At 73.4% G+C, this 14,574-nt stretch carries 16 protein-coding genes and 2 tRNA genes; 4 read left to right on the top strand and 14 right to left on the bottom strand.

All coding sequences use genetic code 11. The features are described 5' to 3' along the window. Positions 1-97: 97 nt before the first annotated feature. Positions 98-295 carry a cold-shock protein gene (locus ACYVJ4_RS10750; protein ID WP_460460124.1) on the top strand — a complete coding sequence of 66 codons (198 nt, stop codon included), beginning with the start codon at positions 98-100 and terminating at the stop codon, positions 293-295. A gap of 51 nt (positions 296-346) precedes the next feature. Here ACYVJ4_RS10750 and ACYVJ4_RS10745 read toward each other — a convergent pair whose 3' ends face one another. From ACYVJ4_RS10745 to leuC, 5 genes are all read right to left on the bottom strand, one after another. Continuing rightward, positions 347-808 (bottom strand): pyridoxamine 5'-phosphate oxidase family protein, encoded by a 462-nt coding sequence (locus ACYVJ4_RS10745; protein WP_460460123.1) that lies wholly within the window; start codon positions 806-808, stop codon positions 347-349. Beyond that, positions 786-2,102: a UDP-N-acetylglucosamine 1-carboxyvinyltransferase gene (gene murA / locus ACYVJ4_RS10740; RefSeq protein WP_460460122.1), complete on the bottom strand. Its 1,317-nt coding sequence runs from the start codon at positions 2,100-2,102 to the stop codon at positions 786-788. Before murA ends, ACYVJ4_RS10745 begins: the two co-directional genes overlap by 23 nt. A gap of 88 nt (positions 2,103-2,190) precedes the next feature. Beyond that, on the bottom strand, positions 2,191-2,922 hold the full coding sequence (locus ACYVJ4_RS10735; protein WP_460460121.1) for an HU family DNA-binding protein: 732 nt from the start codon (positions 2,920-2,922) through the stop codon (positions 2,191-2,193). A 339-nt stretch (positions 2,923-3,261) separates the two neighbouring features. Further along, a complete protein-coding gene (leuD, locus tag ACYVJ4_RS10730) occupies positions 3,262-3,855 on the bottom strand; it encodes a 3-isopropylmalate dehydratase small subunit (RefSeq protein WP_460460120.1) in 594 nt (197 codons plus the stop codon). A 9-nt stretch (positions 3,856-3,864) separates the two neighbouring features. Further along, positions 3,865-5,259 (bottom strand): 3-isopropylmalate dehydratase large subunit, encoded by a 1,395-nt coding sequence (leuC, locus tag ACYVJ4_RS10725; protein WP_460460119.1) that lies wholly within the window; start codon positions 5,257-5,259, stop codon positions 3,865-3,867. 98 nt (positions 5,260-5,357) lie between these two features. Here leuC and ACYVJ4_RS10720 point away from each other — a divergent pair, with 98 nt between their 5' ends. Beyond that, positions 5,358-6,074, top strand: coding sequence for an IclR family transcriptional regulator (locus tag ACYVJ4_RS10720; RefSeq protein WP_460460118.1), 717 nt, complete (start codon positions 5,358-5,360; stop codon positions 6,072-6,074). A 3-nt stretch (positions 6,075-6,077) separates the two neighbouring features. Here ACYVJ4_RS10720 and ACYVJ4_RS10715 read toward each other — a convergent pair whose 3' ends face one another. The 7 genes from ACYVJ4_RS10715 to ACYVJ4_RS10685 form a co-directional block, all read right to left on the bottom strand. Beyond that, positions 6,078-7,286, bottom strand: a complete 1,209-nt coding sequence (locus tag ACYVJ4_RS10715) for an MFS transporter (protein WP_460460117.1) — start codon at positions 7,284-7,286, stop codon at positions 6,078-6,080. Positions 7,287-7,312: 26 nt separating this feature from the next. Next, on the bottom strand, positions 7,313-8,317 hold the full coding sequence (locus ACYVJ4_RS10710; protein ID WP_460460116.1) for a serine hydrolase domain-containing protein: 1,005 nt from the start codon (positions 8,315-8,317) through the stop codon (positions 7,313-7,315). Positions 8,318-8,371: 54 nt separating this feature from the next. Next, positions 8,372-8,444: transfer RNA gene (locus ACYVJ4_RS10705), tRNA-Glu, on the bottom strand. Positions 8,445-8,487: 43 nt separating this feature from the next. Continuing rightward, positions 8,488-8,559: transfer RNA gene (locus ACYVJ4_RS10700), tRNA-Gln, on the bottom strand. Positions 8,560-8,619: 60 nt separating this feature from the next. Continuing rightward, positions 8,620-9,414: an HAD family hydrolase gene (locus ACYVJ4_RS10695; protein WP_460460115.1), complete on the bottom strand. Its 795-nt coding sequence runs from the start codon at positions 9,412-9,414 to the stop codon at positions 8,620-8,622. Further along, positions 9,411-10,880 carry a glutamate--tRNA ligase gene (gltX, locus tag ACYVJ4_RS10690; protein ID WP_460460114.1) on the bottom strand — a complete coding sequence of 490 codons (1,470 nt, stop codon included), beginning with the start codon at positions 10,878-10,880 and terminating at the stop codon, positions 9,411-9,413. Before gltX ends, ACYVJ4_RS10695 begins: the two co-directional genes overlap by 4 nt. Before the next feature lie 25 nt (positions 10,881-10,905). Next, positions 10,906-11,685 (bottom strand): fumarylacetoacetate hydrolase family protein, encoded by a 780-nt coding sequence (locus ACYVJ4_RS10685; RefSeq protein WP_460460113.1) that lies wholly within the window; start codon positions 11,683-11,685, stop codon positions 10,906-10,908. A gap of 33 nt (positions 11,686-11,718) precedes the next feature. On the opposite strand from ACYVJ4_RS10685, the gene ACYVJ4_RS10680 reads away from it, so the two are divergent. After that, positions 11,719-12,636, top strand: a complete 918-nt coding sequence (locus tag ACYVJ4_RS10680) for a 3-methyladenine DNA glycosylase (RefSeq protein WP_460460112.1) — start codon at positions 11,719-11,721, stop codon at positions 12,634-12,636. Here the strand turns inward: ACYVJ4_RS10680 and ACYVJ4_RS10675 are convergent. Both ACYVJ4_RS10675 and ACYVJ4_RS10670 read right to left on the bottom strand, forming a co-directional pair. Then, positions 12,633-13,682 (bottom strand): serine hydrolase domain-containing protein, encoded by a 1,050-nt coding sequence (locus tag ACYVJ4_RS10675; RefSeq protein ID WP_460460111.1) that lies wholly within the window; start codon positions 13,680-13,682, stop codon positions 12,633-12,635. The two genes, ACYVJ4_RS10680 and ACYVJ4_RS10675, sit on opposite strands and share 4 nt — an antisense overlap. A gap of 5 nt (positions 13,683-13,687) precedes the next feature. Then, positions 13,688-14,083 carry a VOC family protein gene (locus tag ACYVJ4_RS10670; protein WP_460460110.1) on the bottom strand — a complete coding sequence of 132 codons (396 nt, stop codon included), beginning with the start codon at positions 14,081-14,083 and terminating at the stop codon, positions 13,688-13,690. 68 nt (positions 14,084-14,151) lie between these two features. Between ACYVJ4_RS10670 and ACYVJ4_RS10665 the strand changes: the two genes are divergently transcribed. Beyond that, complete coding sequence (locus ACYVJ4_RS10665; protein ID WP_460460109.1) at positions 14,152-14,556, top strand: DUF6855 family protein; 405 nt, start codon at positions 14,152-14,154, stop codon at positions 14,554-14,556. Positions 14,557-14,574: the final 18 nt, after the last annotated feature.

Here is a 14,574-nt window from a genome sequence, read left to right as displayed (position 1 = left end):
GCGCTCGACCGCGCGGCCGAGCTGGGCCTGGGCGCGGCGACGCTCGCGGTGCTCGACGCCGGCTCGTCGGCCCGCGCCGCCGGGTAGCGTGGCGGCCGTGCAGGCGACGGTCCACGAGTTCGACCCGGCGACGGGTGGCGGCAGCGTGCTCCTGGACGACGGCCGCCGCGTCCCGTTCGGGGGCGAGGCGTTCCTCGCCAGCGGGTTGCGGCTGCTGCGCGTGGGCCAGCGGCTCACCGTGACGGTCGGCGACGACGTCCGCGAGGTCACGGCGCTCGGCCTGCACGGCGTCTGAGGTCACCTCGGCAACGGGTGTCACCCCGCTGGCAGAGGTTGCCGCGATGGCTCAGGTCGCGCGGCGCACCGGCACGCGCTCGTCGTGCTCGTCGTTGACGAAGACCTCCAGCACCCGGGCCCGGTAGAGCCGGTGCTTCGCGGGCGCCGTCACCTGCTCGCGCGACCACGCGGCCAGGCCGCTGCGCGCCGCGGCTCGGTTGAAGACCGCGAGGCCCTCGTCGAGCTCTGCTTCGGGCACCTGCGCCGCCGTCGCCGACAGGTACGCCCCGGTGCCGGTGCCCGCCGGCTGCGTGCTGTCGAACACGGTCAGCGCGAGCTGGGGACGCACCGCCAGGTTGCGCGAGTGGCGCGTGGTCGGCGCCGACACCCAGTAGACGTCGTCCCAGTCGTCGCTGGCGCACCAGACCGGTGTGGCCCAGGGCGTGCCGTCGGCGTCTGCGGTCGCGAGCACCGCGTACGGCGTGCTCGCGACCACGGCGGCGAGGAGGTCAGCCGCGCTCGTACCGGGCACCGACGGCGTCCAGCTTGTCGAGGAACTGCTCGTACCCGCGGTAGATCAGCTCGATGCCGCGGACCGTCGACGTGCCCTGCGCCGCGAGCGCCGCGATGAGGTAGCTGAAGCCGCCGCGCAGGTCGGGCACCTCGATGTCGGCGCCGTGCAACGTGGTCGGGCCCGACACGACGGCCGAGTGCTGGAAGTTGCGCTGGCCGAAGCGGCACGGCAACCCGCCCAGGCACTCGCGGTAGAGCTGGATGTGGGCGCCCATGTCGACGAGCGCCTGGGTGAACCCGAGCCGGTTCTCGTACACCGTCTCGTGCACGATCGACAGGCCGCTGGTCTGGGTCAGCGCGACGACGAGCGGCTGCTGCCAGTCGGTCATGAAGCCCGGGTGGACGTCGGTCTCGAGCACGACCGAGCGCTGCGCCTCGCCGCCGCGCGAGAAGCGGATGCCGTCGTCGTCGACCTCGAAGGCGCCGCCGATCTTCCGGAAGACGTTGAGGAACGTCATCATGTCCGGCTGCCGGGCGCCCTCGACGTAGATCTCGCCGTGCGTCGCGAGGGCCGCGCAGGCCCACGAGGCGGCCTCGATGCGGTCGGGCATGGCCCGGTGGGTGAAGCCCTGCAGCGCGTCGACGCCCTCGATCCGGATCACCCGGTCGATGTCGACGCTGATGATGGCGCCCATCTTCTGCAGCACCGCGATGAGGTCCATGATCTCGGGCTCGATCGCGGCGTTGCGCAGCTCGGTCAGCCCCTTGGCGCGCACGGCGGTGAGCAGCACCTGCTCGGTGCTGCCGACGCTCGGGAAGGGCAGCGTGAGCTTGGTGCCCTGCAGCCGTTGCGGGGCGTGCAGCCGCAGGCCCTCCGGCCGCTTCTCGACCGTGGCACCGAACTGCCGCAGCACGTCCAGGTGGTAGTCGATCGGGCGGTCGCCGATGCGGCAGCCGCCGAGGTCGGGGATGAAGGCCTCGCCCAGCCGGTGCAGCAGCGGGCCGCAGAACAGGATCGGGATGCGGCTCGACCCGGCGTGGGCGTCGATGTCGGCGACGTGCGCCTTCTCGACGTTGGTCGGGTCGAACGTCAGCTCGCCGACCTCGTCGCCGGCGCTGACGTGCACGCCGTGCAGCTCGAGCAGCGAGGACACGATGCGGACGTCGGCGATCTCGGGGACGCCGCGCAGCCGGCTCGTGCTCTCGGCGAGCAACGTGGCCACCATCGCCTTGGAGACGAGGTTCTTGGCGCCGCGGACGGCGATCTCCCCCTTGAGCGGGGTGCCACCGTGCACGGTCAGGACGTCGGTCATGCCCCCATGGTCGCAAAGATCAGGGCCGGCACCCCCATCGAGGGTGCCGGCCCTGGTCAGCGCGGTGCCGGACGAGCCGGCGCGAGCGTCAGGCCTTCTTGGCCGCGCGCTTCGCCGTGCTCTTCTTCGCGGTCGTCTTCTTGGCGGTCGTCTTCTTCGCCGGCGCCGTCTTCTTGGCGGTCGTCTTCTTGGCGGTCGTCTTCTTGGCGGTGACCTTCTTCGCCGGCGTCGCCTTCTTCGCCGTGACCTTCTTCGCGGTCACCTTCTTGGCGGGCGTCGCCTTCTTGGCCGGGGCCGCCTTCTTGGCGGTGGCCTTCTTGGCCGTCGCCTTCTTCGCGGTCGTCTTCTTGGCGGTGGTCTTCTTCGCCGCCGCCTTCTTGGCCGGAGCCGCCTTCTTCGCAGCGGCCTTCTTGGCCGGGGCCGCCTTCTTGGCCGGAGCGGCCTTCTTGGCGGTGGACGTGGCGGTGGCCGCCACGGCACCCGCGACGCGAGAGGTGGCAGCGGCGGCGCGGCCGGCGGCAGCGGCGGTGAACGCGCGCAGCGCCTTGGCGTCGGAGGTGACCTCCTTGAACGCGGTGCCGGCGCGGAAGCGCGGCACCGAGGTCTTCTTGATGCGCACGGCCTGGCCGGTGCGCGGGTTGCGGCCGGTGCGCGCGGCGCGGGCGGCCTTCTCGAAGGTGCCGAAGCCGGTGATGGCGACCTTCTCGCCCTTCGCGACCGAGACCGTGATGACGTCGACGACGGCCTCCAGCGCCTCGGCGGCGGCCTTCTTGCTGCCGAGCCGAGACTCGAGTGCGTCGACCAGCTGTCCCTTGTTCACTGAGCTTCCCCTCTTGGAGATGAGTGCCGGGCCCCTCGCCCAGCTGGTGCTGTAGCCGTCGAGCGGCGCTCGACTCGTGGACGACGGTAGGACGCCTGCGCGTCCGCGTCCAACACATCTGAGCGTGCCAACGCTTGTGTCGCAACCGTTTGACGGCTGCTCGGACGCCTCGGCGAGCCAGTCGGGAGACCGGCGCGACGCCGTCCGGGGCGGGAAGGCGGCCGCGCCGACGGGAGCGTCCGGATCGCGAGACTCGTTCTGCCACAACGGTTCAGGCAGCAGGACGCCGGGCAGACCGCGTGGTCTGCCCGGCGTCCTGGGCGGCGGGGAGGTGGCCCGTCAGGCCGGCGTCGTGGTGGGGAGCCAGCTCGGCCGACGTCCCTCGAAATTCTTGATCTCGTCCTCGTGTCCCAGGGTCAGCGAGACGTCGTCGAGGCCCTGCAGCAGGCGCCAACGGGTGTAGTCGTCGACCTCGAAGGGGCACTGGATGTCGCCGGCGTGCACCGTCCTGGACTCGAGGTCGACCGTCACCTCGGTGCCCGGCTCGTTCTCGAGCAGCTTCCAGAGGAGCTCCACGTCGTCCTGCCCGACCTGCGCCGTGAGCAGGCCCTGCTTGCCCGAGTTGCCACGGAAGATGTCGGCGAACCGCGAGCTGATGACGACCCGGAAACCGTGGTCCATCAACGCCCAGACGGCGTGCTCGCGCGACGAGCCGGTGCCGAAGTCGGGTCCGGCGACGAGCACGCTGCCGGAACGGAACGGCGGCAGGTTGAGGACGAACGTCTCGTCGCCGCGCCAGGCCGCGAACAGCCCGTCCTCGAAGCCGGTGCGCGTCACGCGCTTGAGGTAGACGGCCGGGATGATCTGGTCGGTGTCGACGTTGCTGCGCCGCAGCGGCACGCCGACGCCGGTGTGGGTGGTGAACGGTTCCACGTCTGCTCCTCAGTCCAGGTCGGCGGGCGACGAGAGGGTGCCGCGAACCGCGGTGGCGGCGGCGACGAGCGGCGACACCAGGTGGGTACGACCGCCCTTGCCCTGCCGCCCTTCGAAGTTGCGGTTGGACGTCGACGCGCTGCGCTCCCCCGGCGCGAGCTGGTCGGGGTTCATGCCGAGGCACATCGAGCAGCCGGCCAGCCGCCAGTCGGCGCCGGCTGCGGTGAACACCTGGTCGAGCCCCTCGCTCTCGGCCTGCAGGCGCACCCGCGCCGAGCCCGGCACGACGAGCATCCGCACGCCCTCCTTGACCTTGCGGCCCTTGATGACGGCGGCGGCGGCGCGCAGGTCCTCGATCCGGCCGTTGGTGCACGAGCCGACGAACACGGTGTCGACCGCGATGTCGCGCAACGGCGTCCCGGGCACCAGGCCCATGTACTCGATGGCGCGCTCGGCGGCGGTGCGGTCCTGCTCGTCGACGACGAGCGCGGGGTCGGGCACGGCCTCGCCGAGCGGCAGCCCCTGGCCGGGGTTGGTGCCCCACGTGACGAACGGCGCGAGCCGGGTCGCGTCGACCACCACCTCGTGGTCGAACGTGGCGTCGTCGTCGGTGCGCAGCTCGCTCCAGGACGCGACGGCCGCGTCCCAGTCGTCGCCGGTCGGGGCGTGCGCCCGGCCCTGGAGGTACTCGAAGGTCGTGTCGTCAGGGGCGATCATCCCGGCGCGGGCGCCGGCCTCGATCGACATGTTGCACACCGTCATCCGCGCCTCCATCGATAAGGCGCGCACCGCCTCGCCGCGGTACTCGATGACGTAGCCCTGGCCGCCGCCGGTGCCGATCTCGGCGATGACCGCCAGCACCAGGTCCTTGGCCGTGACCCCGTCCGGCAGCGCCCCCTCGACCGTCACCGCCATGGTGCGGAAGGGCTTGAGCGGCAACGTCTGCGTCGCGAGGACGTGCTCGACCTCGCTGGTGCCGATGCCGAAGGCCAGGGCTCCGAACGCGCCGTGCGTCGAGGTGTGCGAGTCGCCGCAGACGATGGTCAGGCCCGGCTGGGTCAGCCCGAGCTGCGGCCCGATGACGTGGACGATCCCCTGCTCGGCGTCGCCCATCGGGTGCAGCCGCACCCCGAACTCCTCGCAGTTGCGGCGCAGGGTCTCGACCTGGGTGCGCGACACGGGGTCGAGGATCGGGCCCGGCTCGGTGGGGACGTTGTGGTCCTCGGTCGCGATGGTGAGGTCCGGACGACGCACCGGTCGTCCCGCGAGCCGCAGGCCGTCGAACGCCTGCGGGCTGGTCACCTCGTGCAGGAGGTGCAGGTCGATGTAGAGCAGGTCGGGCTCGCCCTCGGCGCGGCGCACCACGTGCGCGTCCCAGACCTTCTCGGCCAACGTGCGGCCCATGACGGCTGTCCTTCCCTCCGCGCCTCGCCCGGCCAGGTGCCGGCGCGTGGGCGTCGGCAGGACTTGCATCTCATGAGTTGAGACGGCAATATCGAGGCATGGACAACTCTAGCGGAGTCGGCGTCCTCGACAAGGCCGCCGTCGTCTTGGGGGCCCTGGAGGCCGGACCCTCCACGCTCGCCCAGCTCGTCGCCTCCACCGGTCTGGCCCGCCCCACGGCGCACCGCCTGGCCGTCGCGCTGGAGTACCACCGCCTCGTGGCCCGCGACATGCAGGGCCGCTTCGTCCTCGGCCCGCGCATGGCCGAACTCGCCTCGGCCGCCGGCGAGGACCGGCTGCTGGCGGCAGCCGGCCCCGTGCTCGCCGCGCTGCGCGACCACACCGGTGAGAGCGCCCAGCTGTTCCGCCGCCAGGGCGACCAGCGCATCTGCGTCGCGGCCGCCGAGCGACCGGTGGGCCTGCGCGACTCCATCCCCGTCGGCAGCTCGCTGTCGATGCTCGCCGGCTCCGCCGCCCAGATCCTGCTCGCCTGGGAGGAGCCGGACCGGCTGCACCGCGGGCTGCAGGGCGCCAAGTTCACCGCCACCGCGCTGTCCGGCGTCCGGCGTCGTGGGTGGGCCCAGAGCGTCGGCGAGCGCGAGCCCGGCGTCGCGTCGGTGTCCGCCCCGGTGCGCGGCCCGTCCGGCCGCGTCGTGGCGTCGGTGTCGATCAGCGGGCCGATCGAGCGGCTCTCGCGCCAGCCCGGCAGGCTGCACGCGCCGTCCGTCGTGGCCGGCGCCAACAAGCTGACCGAGGTGCTGCGCCGCGCCTCCTGACCCTCAGGCGGCGTCGGCCGGCACCAGGGCAGGGCCACCGGCGCGCGAGCGGCGACGCGTGCGCCGCTCCGCCAGCACGCTGGCGAGGGCCAGCGCCAGGCCGATCGCGGCCAGCCCGGCACCGACCCAGGCGGGCGACGTCCAGCCGTGGCCGGCGTCGATGACCAGGCCGCCCAGGAAGGCCCCGGAGGCGTTGGCCAGGTTGAGGGCCGAGTGGTTGAGCGAGGCGCCCAACGACGCGGCGGTCGGCCCGGCCATGTCCATCAGCCGCAGCTGCAGCGCACCGACCGTCACCGAGCTGACGAGGCCGAGCACCACGACCGAGACCGCCACGCCCCAGCCGGTGCGGACCATCAGCGGGAACGTGGCCAGGGTCACCAGCGTCGAGGTGAAGCCGATGAGCAGGGCCCGGGGCACCGACCAGTCGGCCAGCCGGCCGCCGAGCACCGTGCCGAGCGTCATGCCGACGCCGAACAGCGCCAGCGCGACGGGCACCGTGCGCGTCGACCAGCCCGCGGCCTCGGTGAGGATCGGCGCGATGTAGCTGTAGACGGCGAACATGCCGCCGAAGCCGACGGCGCCGATGGTCATGGTGAGCCAGACCTGCGGGCGCGACAGGGCGCGCAGCTCCTCGCGCGGGTGCGCGTCGTGGCTGGCCGCGACCCGCGGCACCCGCCACCACACGAGCAGCACGGTGGTCACGCCCACGGCCGCGACGAACCAGTACGCCGAGCGCCAGCCCAGCTGCTGGCCGAGGAAGGACGACGCCGGGACGCCGACCACGTTGGCGGCGGTCAGGCCGAGCAACGGCATCGTGACGGCGCGCCCACGACGTGACGGGTCGACCATCGAGGCCGCGACCAGCGAGGCGATGCCGAAGTAGGCACCGTGCGGGACGCCGGACAGGAACCGCGCGACGACGAGCGTGCCGTAGCTCGGCGCCACGGCCGAGAGCACGTTGCCGGCCGTGAAGGCGCCCATGAGGGCCAGCAGCAGCCGCGTGCGCGAGATCCGGGCGGTGAGGACCGCGAGCAGCGGCGCGCCCACGACGACCCCGAGGGCGTACGCGGAGATGACGTTGCCGGCGTCCGGGATGGACACCTGGAGGTCGTCGGCGATCTGGGGCAGCAGCCCCATCGTCACGAACTCCGTGGTGCCGATGGCGAAGCCGCCCACGGCGAGCGAGCTGAGCGCGGTGGCGGTGCGGGTCACGTCAGGAGCCAACCACGCCGGCCGCGTCAGGCATTCCGCGCCGGCCCGTCGTACACCGCCCGGACGACGTCCGGCCAGACCCGCGGGCCGTCAGCGGCGCTCAGGCACAGCGCGAGGACGAGGTCGGCGTCCGGGTCGACCCACAGCAGCGACCCGCCGGCACCGGCGTGGCACAGCACCCGGTCGCCGCCGGGCAGCACCTCGCGGCCGTCCAGCCAGCGCCGGCCCCAGCCCAGGCCGACGTGCGACTCGACGGTGCCGCTCACGACGTCCACGAGCGCCCCGCTCTGGTCGGCCGCGGCCTCGGCCAGCTGGTCGGGGGTGAGCAGGTGGCCCGCGCCGTCCCAGTCGGCCAGCAGCAGCCGGCCGAGGCGCACCAGGTCCGGCGCCGTACTGACCAGCCCGGCGCCGGGCGGCGCGGCGGCCACGAGCCGCCGGGTGACCTCGACGTCGGCCAGGCCGTCGGCCGGCCCGCGCACCGGCCAGACCTGGCGCGGCGGTCCGAGCGTCGTCGCCGTCGCGCCCGCCGGCGCGGTCCACCGCTCCCGCAGCACGTCGGCGAGCGGTGCCCCGTGCGCGCGCTCGACGAGCGCCGCGAGCAGGCACCAGGCGAGCGTCGAGTACGAGTACGCCGTGCCCGGCGGGACGACGGGCGGCGCGGCCAGCGCGGCCTCGAGCGTGTGCAGCGGCCGCGGCCAGGCCCGCACCACGTCGTCGACGAGCACCTCCGGCGTGCCCGAGGTGTGCGTCAGGACGTGCCGCAGCGTGACGTCGGGCCGCGCCCCGGGCAGCTCGCGCGCCAGCGGCTCGTCGAGGTCGAGCGCGAGGTGGTGCGCGGCGGCGAGGGCCAGCGTGGCGGTCAGGGGCTTGGTGACGCTGAGCACCGCGAACGCGCGCTCGTCACCGGCCGGCCAGCTGGCCGTGCGCAGCGGGCGTCGCTGCCCGCCGGTGGCCCACGACGCGGCCGCACCGCCGCCGTCCGCCAGCACGCCGCGCAGCAGGTCGTCGACGGCGGCTGAGGGGTCCGGCACGGGCCCATCATCGACGAAGGCCCCCGCCCGGTGGGCGGGGGCCTTCGACTCGAGTAGCCCCGACGGGATTCGAACCCGCGCTACCGCCTTGAGAGGGCGGCGTGCTAGGCCGCTACACAACGGGGCCTCGGTGAGAAGAGCGTACCGGCTGGGCCGGACGTTCCGTCTCGCTGGGGTACCAGGACTCGAACCTAGACTAACTGAACCAGAATCAGTCGTGCTGCCAATTACACCATACCCCAAGGGGGTATCACGTCCGTGGCTGCACGAGGCGGCGCCGGTCCGTGACCCGACCGCAGATACTAGCGGTCGCCGGACGCGCCGCCCAAATCGAGGTCCAGGCCCAGCCAGGCGGCGAGCTCGCCGAGCGAGCCGACCACGTGCACGCCGTCAGGGACCTCGCCGCGGCCGGTGCCGTCGTCGCGGCGACCGCGGTGGTCGACCCCACGGTCGAGCCACACCCCGCGCAGCCCGGCGTCGCGCGCCCCGACGGCGTCGACGGCCAGGTCGTTGCCGACGTACGCCGTGCGCGACCGCTCGGTGCCGGCCAGCTCGCAGGCCAGGTGGAAGAGCCGGGGGTCGGGCTTGCCGACGCCGAGCGTGTCGGTGCCCACGAGCACCGGCAGCGCCCCCAGGCCGCAGCCGGCGAGCTTGCGCCGCTGGTGGCTCGTCTCGTGGTTGGTGACGGCTCCGGTGGGCACGCCGGCCCGGACGAGGGCCTCGACCAGCGCGACGGCGTCGTCGACGGGCGTCCAGGCCGCCCGGAAGGCCTGCTCGTAGGTGTCGTTCCACCGGGTGAACCCGTCGTCGTCCAGCCGCGGCCCGCCGAGGTCGGCCATCAGCGCGTCGGCCCGCAGGCGGCGCTGGGTCAGGAAGTCCAGCTCGCCGGCGGCGTACCGCGCGTAGTGGCCGCCGCGGTCCTCGAGCCAGTGCGACAGCGCGTCGGCCGGTCCCGTCGTCCCGCGGTGGGGCAGGTACTCCCCCGCGACCGCCCGCATGCCCGCAGCGAAGCTGGCCTGGGTGTCGACCAGGGTGTCGTCGACGTCGAGCAGGACGGCGTCGAGCCGGCCCCCGAGCAGCGTGGCCCGAGCCGTCATGCCAGGTGCGAGCGCAGCGCGCGCAGCCGCGCCAGCGTGGACTCGCGGCCGAGCACCTCCATCGACTCGAACAGCGGCGGCGACACGCGCCGGCCGGTCACGGCGACGCGCAGCGGACCGAACGCGAACTTCGGCTTGATGCCGAGGCCGTCGACGAGCGACGCGCGCAGGGCGGCCTCGATGGCGGCGGTCTCCCACTGCGGCAACGCTTCCAGCGCCGCGACCGAGGCGTCGAGCACAGACGCAGCGTCGTCCTTGAGCGTCGCGAGCGCGTCGTCCTCGACCACGAGGTCGGCGTCGTCGACGAGCAGGAAGCCGATCATGCCGACGGTCTCGTCGAGCTTGACCATGCGGGTCTGCACCAGCGGCGTCGCGGCCGCGACGACCTCGCGCTGCCGGTCGGTGGGCTCGCCGGTGACCACGCCGTCCTGCTGCAGGCGGGCCATCAACCGGCCCGCCAGGTCGGCCTCGTCGAGCGAGCGCACGTACTGGCCGTTGAGCCAGTCCAGCTTGTCGAGGTCGAAGTACGGGCCGACGGTGTTCACGCGCTGCCAGTCGAAGTGCTCGACCATGTCGTCGAACGAGAAGAACTCCTCGCCGCCCGGCATCGAGTAGCCGAGCAGGGCGAGGAAGTTGCGCAGCGCCTCAGGCAGGTACCCCTGCTCCTGGAACCACGTCAGCCGCGCCGCGGGGTTCTTGCGCTTGCTGATCTTCGACTTGTTCGCGTTGCGCAGCAACGGCATGTGCGCGAACTTCGGCAGGGGCAGGTCGAGCCAGCGGTAGAGCAGCAGGTGCTTGGGCGTCGAGCTGATCCACTCCTCGCCGCGCACCACGTGGGTGATGCCCATGAGGTGGTCGTCGACGACGACGGCCAGGTGGTAGGTCGGGAAGCCGTCGGCCTTGAGGATCACCTGGTCGTCCGGCCGCGGCGCGTTGACCTCGCCGCGGATGACGTCGGTGAAGGTCAGCGGGACGTCGTCCGGCACCAGCATGCGCACGACCGGCGTCTCGCTGAAACCGGGCAGCTCGGCCCGCTCGTCGCGGGTCTTGCCGAGGCAGAGCCGGTCGTACCCGGTGGGCAGCTTGGCCGCCTGCTGCGCCTCGCGCATCTGCTGGAGCCGCTCGGTGGAGCACCAGCAGTGGTAGGCGTGACCGTCGGCGAGCAGCTGGTCGACGTAGGGCCGGTAGGTGTCGAGCCGCTCGGACTGGCGGTACGGGGCGAACGGCCCGCCCTTGTCAGGTCCCTCGTCCCAGTGCAGCCCGAGCCAGCTCAAGGTGTCGTAGAGCTGCTGCTCGCTGTCGTCGCGGTAGCGCGCGCGGTCGGTGTCCTCGACGCGCAGCACGAACTGGCCGCCCTGCTGGCGGACGAACGCGAGGTTGAACAAGGACATGTACGCCGTGCCGACGTGGGGGTCGCCGGTGGGCGACGGGGCCACGCGCAGCCGGACGGGGCCGTTATCACTCATGGTGCGACCAGCGTATTGCGCCGCGTCAGTCCCGGGTGACGACGGGGTTGGACAGCGTGCCGATCCCCTCGATCTCGACGTCGACCCGCTGCCCGGCGGTGATCGGGCCCACGCCGGCCGGTGTGCCGGTGAGGATCACGTCGCCCGGCAGCAGCGTGAAGGCCGCGGACGCGTGGGCCACCAGCGCGGCGACGTCGTGCACCATCTGGCTGGTGCGCCCGTCCTGCACGGTCTCGCCGTCCAGGCGCGTCGTGATCGCGAGGTCGCCCGGGTCGAGGTCGGTGGTGATCCACGGACCCAGGGGGCAGAACGAGTCGAAGCCCTTGGCCCGCGCCCACTGCCCGTCGCTGCGCTGCAGGTCGCGCGCCGTCACGTCGTTGGCGCAGGTGTAGCCGTAGACCACGTCGGCCACGCGGTCGACCGGCACGTCCTTGCAGATGCGCCCGATGACGACCGCGAGCTCGCCCTCGTAGTGCACCTCTGACGACTGGCGCGGCAGCACCACCGGGTCGCCCGGACCGACGACGGACGTGTTGGGCTTGAGGAACATCAGCGGCTCGGCCGGCGCCTCGCCGCCCATCTCGGCCGCGTGGTCGGCGTAGTTCTTGCCGATGCCGACGACCTTGCTGCGCGGGATCACCGGCGCGAGCAGCCGGACGTCGTCCAGCGGCACGCGCACGCCCGTGAACACCACCGGCTGGTAGAGCGGGTCGCCCTGCACCTCGGCCAGCACCAGCCGGCCGCCGTCGTCCTCGACGACCCCGAACGTCGGGTCGTCACCGGTCGTGTACCTCGCGATGCGCACGCCCCGAACCTACCCCCGCCTACCCTGGACGGCGTGACGGGGACGACGGCGGTGCGCGCTCGCGTCGTGCTGCCCGAGCACCGGTGGCGGGCGGCCGAGGCCGAGCACCACGCGGTCGTCGACGGCTGGACGGCGGGCCGGCTGGCGCGCGCCGCCCGTGGCGAGAAGCACCCGGTCGAGGACTTCCTCTTCACCTACTACTCCCAACGCCCGGCGCAGCTGCGGCGCTGGCACCCTGGCGCCGGGACGGTGCTGCTGGGCGACGCGGCCCGCGAGCGCCTGGCCTGGCGCTGGTACGCCGAGCAGCCGGTCGAGCTGGACGACGGCACGACGGCCATCGGCGTGGGGGTGGACGTCGACGCGTTCATCGCGGCTCGAGGCGGGACCGTCGACTTCGTCCGCGGGCTGCTGGCCGCCACCGCCTCGCGCCCGGCGCAGCTCGGCTGCTTCGGGATGCACGAGTGGGCGATGGTCTACCGCCTGCCCGAAGGCGCTCAGCGGCACGAGGACTGGCCGTTGCGGCTCGGCCCCGCCGGTACCGACGCCGTCGTCGAGCACCAACCCGTGCGTTGCTCGCACTTCGACGCGTTCCGCTTCTTCACCGAGCCCGCCAGACCGCTGAACACCCTGCGCCCCAGCCGATCCGACCAAGTGGCGCTGGAGCAGCCGGGCTGCCTGCACGCCACGATGGACCTCTACAAGTGGGCGTACAAGCTGGTGCCGCTGGTGCCGTCGGACCTGGTGGCGCGGTGCTTCGAGCTCGCGCGCGACGTCCGGCTGCTCGACATGCAGGCCTCGCCGTACGACCTGGCGCCGCTGGACGTCGAGCCGGTGCGGGTCGAGACACCGGAGGGCCGGGCGGAGTACGCGCAGCGCCAGCGGTCGTTCGCCGAGCGGGCCGCTCCCCTGCGCGCCGAGCTGGTCGCGGTGTGCGAGCGGTGGTCGACCTAGCCGCGCCAGGCCTCGAGCACCGCGTCCCGCACCTCGCCCGCCAGCCCGATGTCGACGTTGAGCGCCACGACGACGTGGACGTCGTCGTCCGGCCAGCGGTGCACCAGGATCTCGACGCCGGGGTCGCCGCCGCCGTGGCCGTACCGGCCGTCCGGGTAGAGGTGCACGCCGTACCCCTCGCCCCAGCCCTCGCCACGGTCGGCGTGCTGGGTCAGGACGACGTCCCGCAGCGGACCGAGCAGCGTGCCGTCGTCGTACGCGCGCAGGAACCGGTCGAGGTCTCTCGCGGTGCACATCGCCCCGCCGTCCGCGCCGCCCACCACCGGGATCGAGTACACGTTGGTGCGCCACGGCGCACCGGGGCCGCTGCGCGTGTAGCCCACCGCCAGGTCGGGCACCGGCTCGTCGAGCCGGAAGAAGCCGCTGCTCGTCATCCCCGCGACGTCGAAGACCCGCTCCTGCACCACCTCCGTGTACGGCCGCCCGGTCACCTCCTCGACGACCAGACCCAGCACCACGAAGCCGGCGTTGGAGTACTGGAACTGCTGGCCCGGTGGGCGGTACGGCGGCACGTCGCCGAACAGCGGCAGGAAGTCGGCCGGCCGGGTCATCGAGTACGAGGGCAGCGACGTCCAGAGCGACCCGTAGTCCGCCAGGTACCGCGGCGAGCTCTCGTCCTCCTCGCTGTAGTCGGCGATGCCGCTCGTGTGGCTCAGCAGGTGGTGCACGGTCACGTCGTCGCGCAGGGTGCCGGGACGCCGTCCGGGCGGCAGGACGTCGACCACCGGCGTGCCGAACTCCAGCAGCCCGTCGCGCACCAGGCCCACGACGGCGCAGGCCGTGAACATCTTGGTGACCGACGCGACGCCGAACCGCGTCGCCGGCGAGAACGGCGTGCGGCTGGCCCGGTCCGCGAACCCGATGCAGGCCTCGAAGACCGTCGAGCCGGCGCGCGTCACCAGGACGGCGCCCGACAGGTCGCGCTCCTCGCCCCACGAGGTGAGCTCGCGGTCGAGCGCCGCGAACCGCTCGCGCTCGCCCGGCACCGCGCTCAGTCCTCGTCGCCGTCGTCGAGGTAGAGGCAGAACGGGTGACCCGCCGGGTCGAGCATGACCCGCACGTCCGCCTGCGGCTGGAAGGCCGCGAGCTCGGCGCCGCAGCCGACCGCGTGCGCGACGGCGGTCTCGAGGTCGTCGACCGCGAGGTCGAGGTGCAGCTGCATCTGCTGCTCGCCGGCCTCCCCCGGCCAGACCGGCCGAACGTGGTGCTCCTCGCGCTGGAACCCCAGGTTGTAGCCCGCGTCCTTCGACGGCGCGAGCGTCGCCCAGCCCGGGGTGTCGGTGAAGACCTGCCAGCCCAGCAGGCGCTCGTAGAAGTGCGCCAGCTCGGAGGCGTCCGGGCACCCCAGCACCACGCCGAACCAGCTCGTCGTCGTCCGCAGCGACATGCCGCAGACCCTGCCACCGACGGGCGGGCGGTGCCAGACTGCGGGGCAACCGGACGAAGGAGCGCACCATGGCCGGGAAGGGCACCGCGGACGACCCCTGGCAGCTCACCACGGCGCCCGGGTCGTCGACGTACACGATGTACCGCGACGAGGACGCCGACCCGCCGGCGCTGGTCTGCCAGGTCGGGTCCACCCAGCTGCGGTACCACCTGAGCGCGGTCGACGACCTGCACGCCTGGCTGCGCGAGCAGGGCGACTGGGTCCCGCTCGGCGCGGCCGACGAGAAGAAGGACGCCGCACCCGGCACGGTCGAGGCCTGGGGGCGTTCCGAGACCAACCCGGTCGGCGGGTGGTACGGCCTGCGCAAGGGCTACCGCGGCCGGTTCGGCATGTACCTGCCGCCGCTGCTGGAGGAGCTGGGCTTGGTCGAGCTGACCCACGACGCGCGCGGCAACAGCGTGCGCGCCCGCTGACGTCGGACCCAGCGGTTA

The organism is Angustibacter peucedani, assembly GCF_054779595.1.
This window is presented reverse-complemented; position numbering and strand designations above follow the sequence as displayed.